Consider the following 5,968-nt stretch of genomic DNA (forward strand, 5'->3'; position numbering starts at 1 on the left):
GTGCCGACTACCGGAATCGAACTGGTGACCTACTGATTACAAGTCAGTTGCTCTACCTACTGAGCTAAGTCGGCACACTTTATTCTTTGTGCTTTTGTCCGTGTTATAACATTTCGTTAAGACACCAACAAATCAAATTGTGGTGCCCGGAGGCGGAATCGAACCACCGACACGAGGATTTTCAATCCTCTGCTCTACCGACTGAGCTATCCGGGCAACGGAGCGCTATTAAACGGATTTTCCCGCGTTGCGTCAACCACTTTTTTTAAATAATTTCAAAAAAGTGGTTGTTCGAACGCTTTTTATTCAACTGTCACTACAAAGTTTGCTTCGAGTTAAATTCCTTTTTGAAATTTGTAACTTTTTCTAGGTAGCGACGCGCTTCTGCGTTCGGGTGTTTCTTGGTTAACGCCCAATAAACTTGGTTGGGTTGCAATGAATTAAGATCTTGCATTGCGCGTTTGCGATCACTGCGATGAAATGTGTTTAAAACTCCTCCAGTACCGCCATTGTAAGCTGAAATCATGCTGTACTCGAGAGAGGTAGGGTGGCGGACTTCTCTTAAATAACGATTTTTTAAGATATAGAAATACGCAGTACCAGTATCTATGTTGTTTTCTGGATTAAACAAATATTCAGGGCTTGGTTGGCCCGAGCGCTTTTTCACGAGTTTGAACACATCTCGTCCCGCTGTTTTAGGTACAACTTGCATTAGGCCATACGCATTTGCCCAACTTACCGCGTATGGGTTGAAACTGCTCTCGGTTTTAATAATGGCGTATATCAAGTCTTCTGGAATGTCGTATTTCTTGGAAGCTCGACGCACGATATCGGCGTATTGGTAGCTGCGAGTTGAAAAGTGGTCTTCAACCATGGGAATTTCGACGTAATACGCTTTCTTGAAATCTACATTTTTGGTTTTTATTTTATTTGCGATGAGGTATTCCGCAAATCGGTTTGCCCGCCAAGACCATTGAATTGGCTTATTGTCTTGGTCGACAACTTGTTTATACAGGAATGGTTGCCCCTCTAACGTGATACCTTTAGAGGAGAATAAGTCGACGTGCGCGGGATCGTCTGGTGTTAATAAGGTGGTGACAATCGCGTCTTTTAGGTGTTTTTGGGGCTCGGTCGGTGATACGGTCTCTATCGTGATCACGCCTTTGCGAAAGTCGACCTCGGCGCGGCTAAGGTAGTTATCGATGTACTTAACGTAATTACTCTTGCCAGCGTACTTGATTTCTTTTTTACCCCAGCGCTTTTGAATATTGCCTGAAAAGCTATTGATTAAGGCATCTAGCGCCGCAGTATCTTTTTCAAATTGTCCTGGTAGCTCAGCTAAGTTATTGGCAAAACGGTTTGTTGGCTCGTAGTTGACGTCATAAATCTTTTCGACGAATTCACGGCTACAGCCTGCCATTAAAAGTGCGGCAGCAATAAAGACAATTTTTTTCATAAGTATCAGAGTTATTGAAGGTAATAGAAAAATGACACCACAAATGGTTGTGATGTCATTGTTTAACTCAAGCGACTTTATTCGCTCGGAGGTGTGTAACCTTCGATATGAACGTCTTTTCCTTCAAAGAGGAAATTTACCATTTCTGTTTCGATCAGTTTGCGGTGTTCTGGATCCATCATGTTGAGTTTCTTCTCGTTGATCAACATGGTTTGTTTGTGTTGCCACTGAGCCCACGCTTCTTTCGAGATGTTGTCGAAAATGCGTTTACCTAGTTCACCAGGGTAAAGTTGAAAGTCTAGACCTTCGCCTTCTTTCTTTAGTCGAGCACAAAATACAGTGCGGCTCATAATGACTCCTTGTATTCAATTAACGAAGTTCGTGGGGTAGCGTTTCCAGCAATAGTTTTACTGGCGCGGCTAAACCGACTTCTTCAGGTTTAGATAAGTTATACCAAAGACCTTTGTTGCCTTCCATTATCACGTCCGGTTGCTTTGATAAATCAAACAAAATTGGCGTGATATCTAGGTGGTAATGGCTGAATGTATGACGAAAGGTAATCAGTGTTTGCTTCTGTTTGATATTGCTGGCTTGAATGCCGCGTTGATCCAGTAGCAATTCAATGTCGCTTTCTGCATCCACATGTTCGGTTTGTGGGAAGCAGAATAAGCCACCCCAAATGCCTGTTTGTGGTCTTTGCTCCAACCACACCTCATGACCATTTTCGGTGTTGTGGTGAAGCATCACGAAACGAGTTTGCTTGATTGGCTTATCTTTCTTCGGTTTTTTGCCCGGGTAGTCGAGCACATTACCTTGTTGCTTTGCCACACACAGATCAGCAACAGGGCAGAGGCTACATTTGGGTTTGCTGCGAGTGCAGACCATTGCGCCCATGTCCATCATTGCCTGGTTATACTTATCTACATCCGTTTGTGGGGTATGCGTTTCGGCAATTTCCCACAGCTGGTTTTCAACCTTTTTTTGTCCTGGCCATCCTGCAACTGCGAAACAGCGGGATAGGGTGCGCTTCACGTTACCATCAAGAATCGCGTGTGGTTGTTTATACACAGACGATAAAATGGCGGCAGCAGTAGAGCGACCAATCCCCGGTAGGGCGTTCATTTTCTCTATATCAAGAGGAAACTCACCATTGTATGTAGAGGCGACCTCTTGTGCTGCTTTGTGAAGGTTACGGGCTCGGGCGTAATACCCTAAGCCAGTCCAAAGGTGTAGGACTTCATCTTGCTCAGCATTGGCAAGATCGATTACGGTTGGAAAGCGCTCCAAGAAACGTTGGTAATACGGAATAACCGTAGTGACCTGAGTTTGCTGAAGCATAATTTCAGACAACCAGACACTGTATGCGGTCTTATTTTGTTGCCACGGAAGATCTTTTCTTCCATATGCGTCATACCATTCTAGGATGGCACTGGCGAAAGGTGTCACGACTTGCTCTGTATTCTATTATTGGTTAGGTGCAAAATTGCACCACATAATGGGCAAGAAGTACAACGGATAAACAGTAGGGATATAAAGAGGTGTTTCGTTGCTTTTGGATTGCCATAGACCAAGAGCTCAACAAATACTTGCACCTAAGTAAATTCTTTGGATAATCCCCGCTTTGATTAATCAATGTGCAGGCAAAATCAATGAGTGAAGTAACCACTAACGAATACAACGAAGACGGAAAGCTGATCCGCAAAATCCGCAGCTTTGTACGCCGTGAAGGGCGTTTGACTAAAGGTCAAGAGAGCGCGATGAATGAATGCTGGCCTACGATGGGTATTGACTTCAAAGCTGAACTTCTCGATTGGAAAGAGGTGTTTGGCAACGATAACCCAGTAGTGCTTGAGATCGGTTTTGGTATGGGTGCTTCATTGGTTGAAATGGCAAAGAACGCGCCAGAGAAAAACTTCATCGGTATCGAAGTTCATAGCCCAGGCGTTGGTGCTTGTCTTGCCGATGCTCGCGAAGCGGGAATTACTAACCTGCGTGTAATGTGTCACGATGCGGTAGAAGTATTCGAACACATGATCCCAAATGGCAGCTTATCGACACTGCAATTGTTCTTCCCAGACCCTTGGCATAAGAAGCGTCACCACAAGCGTCGTATTGTTCAATTAGGTTTTGCGGAAATGGTGCGTGAGAAGCTTATCCCTAATGAAGGTATTTTCCACATGGCGACCGACTGGGAAAACTACGCAGAGCACATGATTGAAGTGATGAACCAAGCGCCAGGTTTCGAAAACATTGCTAAAGATGGTGATTTCGTTCCTCGTCCAGACGATCGCCCGCTAACGAAGTTTGAAGCTCGTGGTCACCGTCTTGGTCACGGTGTTTGGGATATCAAATATAAGCGTATTGCGTAACCAGAGGAGTTCATGGGATGTACCATTACGCGATATTAGCGAATCCGGGTCATAACCGAATTTACTTTGATAGCGCAATGACCATTGCCTGTTCTGAACTAAAAGCAATTTTAGCTTCACAAGGCGTGGATGTGACAGAAATTGGTAGTAAAGACGTTGGCTTACCTGCTGCGTTGGTGTTTTCTTGTCAGGAAGCGCTAACCGATGAGCAGGCGCGAAGAATCGCAGCCTCTTCGATTTACTATGCGCTATTTGAAGTGCGCGAAGATGGTTTACTTCGACCAGTTCAAGCGCCCGTATTTAACACTTTCCCGGAAAGTATGAGCCAGATTTTGCGCTACACCGGGAAAACAAACGAACAGTTTACCCGTTTGATGGTGAATATCGGCATTAGTGCGTCCAATACGGGAAGTGAACAACTGACCTTAATGGATCCAATGTGTGGTAAAGGTACAACCTTATTTGAAGGCTTGATCCACGGTTTGAACGTGGTAGGGGTTGAGATCAACGCCAAGTGGGTGCAAGAGATCCAGACCTTTATTGTTAAGTTCATGAAGAATGGCCGCTTTAAGCACAAAGTGAGCAAAGAAAAGCGCACTGCGGGTGGCAAGAAAGTGGCGGATGGTTTCGTGGTTGAAGCTGCAGCAAATAAAGAAGATTACAACCAAGGCAATCTTCAGTTTATGAAGCTGTATTCGGCTGATACTCGTATCGCTGATCAAGTCGTGAAAAAGAACTCAGTTGATGTGATGGTGTCTGACTTGCCTTATGGCGTGCAGCACGGCAGCAAAAATGCCAAGGACAGCAAACTGAACCGCAGCCCACTAGAGCTTTTAAAAGAGGCTCTGCCTGCATGGAAAGTGGTATTGAAAAAGCAAGGTTCAGTGGTGTTGTCTTTCAATGAATTCACATTGAAATGGAAAGATGTCGCGGCATTATTTGAAGAGCAAGGTTGGAAGGTACTTTCAGAAGAGCCTTACATCGGTTATCTTCACCGTGTTGATCAATCTATCAACCGCAATATTATTGTGGCAGTAAAACCATAATCGACTTGAGTCGAACGAACCCTATGGAAAAGCCAACGACACGTTGGCTTTTTTTACCTCTGAGCTCAACGAGTTCTCTTGTAAATAGAAGGTAGAGAATGAAACCGACAGTGGAAATTTTGACAGATATTTTGGCGGAAGTACGCCCTTTAATCGGCCAAGGTAAAGTGGCTGATTACATTCCTGCTCTGGCAAAAGTACCCAGCAACAAGTTAGGTATTGCGGTATACACCAACGAAGGTGAGGTTATTAAGGCGGGTGATGCCGATGAACCTTTCTCTATCCAATCTATTTCAAAAGCATTGAGCTTGACGTTAGCGATGTGCTTGTACAAGCAAGAAGAAATTTGGTCTCGAGTGGGAAAAGAGCCTTCGGGGCAGGCATTTAATTCGCTAATCCAGCTAGAAATGGAGCAAGGTATTCCTCGTAATCCATTTATAAATGCTGGAGCGATAGTAGTGGCAGATTTGTTACAAACTCGCTTATCTGCACCTCGTCAGCGCCTGTTGGAATTTGTGCGTCAGCTTTCTGGTGATACCCATATTGTGTATGACAAAGTCGTTGCGGCATCCGAAATGATGCATGGTGATCGTAATGCGGCGATTGCATATCTCATGCGCTCGTTTGGCAACTTCGAAAATGAGGTGATTCCAGTACTACAAAACTACTTCCACGCTTGTGCGCTGAAGATGAGTTGCGTCGATTTGGCTAAAACGTTTAGCTATTTAGCAAACAAGGGCACATCGGTACAAACGGGTAAGCCTGTAGTTTCTCCTGTGCAAACCAAACAACTTAATGCACTGTTAGCAACGTGTGGCTTGTATGATGGCGCGGGCGAGTTTGCTTATCGCGTTGGTATGCCTGGTAAGTCTGGTGTTGGTGGTGGCATTATCGCGGTAGTACCTGGTGAAATGACCATTTCAGTATGGTCTCCAGAGCTTGATCCTTCAGGTAACTCGCTTGCGGGTACTAAGGCGCTTGAGCTGCTCTCAGAGCGAATTGGCCGTTCAATTTTCTAATGTTGACACTTTCTACCCCCAAAATTGGAGAGTGTTATGAAATCAACAACTAAAAGAACTCAGCGCGATTACTCCCTC

6 protein-coding genes and 2 tRNA genes are annotated in these 5,968 nt (G+C 44.7%); 3 read left to right on the forward strand and 5 right to left on the reverse strand.

Annotation, left to right across the window (positions count from 1 at the left end; genetic code table 11):
- Position 1 precedes the first annotated feature (1 nt).
- The 5 genes from R7Q46_RS24440 to mutY form a co-directional block, all read right to left on the reverse strand.
- A tRNA-Thr gene (locus R7Q46_RS24440) sits at positions 2-74 on the reverse strand.
- A gap of 66 nt (positions 75-140) precedes the next feature.
- A tRNA-Phe gene (locus tag R7Q46_RS24445) sits at positions 141-216 on the reverse strand.
- Between the two features lie 100 nt (positions 217-316).
- Positions 317-1,456, reverse strand: coding sequence for a membrane-bound lytic murein transglycosylase MltC (gene mltC / locus R7Q46_RS24450; protein ID WP_005381001.1), 1,140 nt, complete (start codon positions 1,454-1,456; stop codon positions 317-319).
- Between the two features lie 77 nt (positions 1,457-1,533).
- The gene (locus tag R7Q46_RS24455) at positions 1,534-1,806 is read right to left on the reverse strand and encodes an oxidative damage protection protein (RefSeq protein WP_005381002.1); all 273 of its coding nucleotides are present in this window, start codon (positions 1,804-1,806) and stop codon (positions 1,534-1,536) included.
- Positions 1,807-1,825: 19 nt separating this feature from the next.
- Positions 1,826-2,902: an A/G-specific adenine glycosylase gene (gene mutY, locus R7Q46_RS24460; protein ID WP_171346190.1), complete on the reverse strand. Its 1,077-nt coding sequence runs from the start codon at positions 2,900-2,902 to the stop codon at positions 1,826-1,828.
- A gap of 203 nt (positions 2,903-3,105) precedes the next feature.
- Between mutY and trmB the strand changes: the two genes are divergently transcribed.
- From trmB to glsB, 3 genes are all read left to right on the forward strand, one after another.
- Positions 3,106-3,825, forward strand: coding sequence for a tRNA (guanosine(46)-N7)-methyltransferase TrmB (gene trmB, locus R7Q46_RS24465; protein WP_005384506.1), 720 nt, complete (start codon positions 3,106-3,108; stop codon positions 3,823-3,825).
- Between the two features lie 17 nt (positions 3,826-3,842).
- Positions 3,843-4,871 carry a TRM11 family SAM-dependent methyltransferase gene (locus R7Q46_RS24470; protein ID WP_005384509.1) on the forward strand — a complete coding sequence of 343 codons (1,029 nt, stop codon included), beginning with the start codon at positions 3,843-3,845 and terminating at the stop codon, positions 4,869-4,871.
- Between the two features lie 98 nt (positions 4,872-4,969).
- Entirely contained in the window at positions 4,970-5,890 is a 921-nt protein-coding gene (gene glsB / locus R7Q46_RS24475) for a glutaminase B (protein WP_005381007.1), read from the forward strand.
- Positions 5,891-5,968: the final 78 nt, after the last annotated feature.

The organism is Vibrio sp. 811 (genome assembly GCF_033339195.1).

Excerpts from the sequence above, each read along its gene's own strand:
- mltC (WP_005381001.1), bottom strand. The coding sequence starts at position 1,456 with ATGAAAAAAATTGTCTTTATTGCTGCCGCACTTTTAATGGCAGGCTGT.
- R7Q46_RS24470 (WP_005384509.1), top strand. The coding sequence starts at position 3,843 with ATGTACCATTACGCGATATTAGCGAATCCGGGTCATAACCGAATTTAC.
- trmB (WP_005384506.1), top strand. The coding sequence starts at position 3,106 with ATGAGTGAAGTAACCACTAACGAATACAACGAAGACGGAAAGCTGATC.
- R7Q46_RS24455 (WP_005381002.1), bottom strand. The coding sequence starts at position 1,806 with ATGAGCCGCACTGTATTTTGTGCTCGACTAAAGAAAGAAGGCGAAGGT.
- glsB (WP_005381007.1), top strand. The coding sequence starts at position 4,970 with ATGAAACCGACAGTGGAAATTTTGACAGATATTTTGGCGGAAGTACGC.